Annotated in this window: 1 protein-coding gene; it reads right to left on the reverse strand. The window is 67.6% G+C overall.

What is annotated here, in order from left to right; genetic code table 11:
• Positions 1 to 189: 189 nt before the first annotated feature.
• Positions 190 to 720: a hypothetical protein gene (locus tag PROKR_RS02420; RefSeq protein WP_036959333.1), complete on the reverse strand. Its 531-nt coding sequence runs from the start codon at positions 718 to 720 to the stop codon at positions 190 to 192.
• Between the last annotated feature and the right edge of the window lie 372 nt (positions 721 to 1,092).

Below are 1,092 nucleotides of genomic sequence, written 5' to 3' on the forward strand. Positions count from 1 at the left end.
AGAGGAATCGGCCTGGGGGCCGGGTGCGGCTCACCTTGCAGGCAAAACAGTTCGATGGTGTAGAAGGTGTAGAAGTTGTAGGTCTCCCTAGTTACCTCTCAAGAAAACAAAACCTTGAAGGGTAATAAGAGAGACCTACAACTTCTACACCTTCTACACCCCTCGGGGCGTGGAGGTGCTCCTCCGGCGCTAGTCCGTGGCGCTGAAGAGCGGGGCGCCGCCCTCCTCGGCGACGGGCCGGACGGCCACGCGCTTGGACAGGCGGCGCGCGGTGCTCTCCAGGTCTTCGAGCGTGGCCTTCGCGACCTCCGCGGCGTGCGGGTCGAGGCGTGTCAGCTCGGCCCCGTCGACCTTCGCTAGCACGGTCGCTGCCGCGGTGATCGCCATCAGCGAGCCGCCGGCGACGTCGCGGGACGTGAGGGCGCGCACGACGGCGCGGTCTTGCTTGCGGTGCTCCTGGTTCGCCTCGGACTGCGTCTGAGGCTTCAGCCCGTGGTCCGCCAAGGTCTCCTTGTCGACGGACTCGCGCATGATCTCGCTCAGGTGCCAACTCACCGACGAGCGGATCGAGTTCCGGCGCTCGGCCGGGACGCCCGCCTCCGCGTAGACCTCGCCGACCCAGCGCCGGTAGGGGTGCGTGCGTCCGGCGTAGTCGGGCTCGCCGTCCCCGCGCAAGAAGTGTTGCCGGGCCTCGAACAGGACCTCGGCGAACGCGCGCACGTGCGGCGTTCGCTCCTCGACGGGGCCGCGAGGTAGCGGCGCATGTGCTCTACCGCTTGGCGCTGTAGGGGCGCGAGACTCGGTTCCATACCTACACGGTAGCCCACGCAAGGGGCCTTGCCCAGCGGGCGTGCCCCAAATCACCCCGAAACGACAGAAAGCCCCGGCCCTCACGAGGAGGGCCGGGGCCGGAGTATCAGAAGCGGAGGTCTCGGGCAAGCGCGACAAGCTCGTCGGCCGTGCCGGAGTTTCGGATGGTGAAATCGGTGGGGTAGTCGGCGAGCTCAGTCTCAGACGGGTGGGTGTCCGTTGAGACTAAGTCCGGGCGGACGATGCGGACGAGGATGCCGCCGTCACGTTGGATCGCGTCGG

Origin of the sequence: Promicromonospora kroppenstedtii DSM 19349 (assembly GCF_000515355.1) — a bacterium.
GTDB classification, from domain to species: Bacteria; Actinomycetota; Actinomycetes; order Actinomycetales; family Cellulomonadaceae; genus Promicromonospora; species Promicromonospora kroppenstedtii.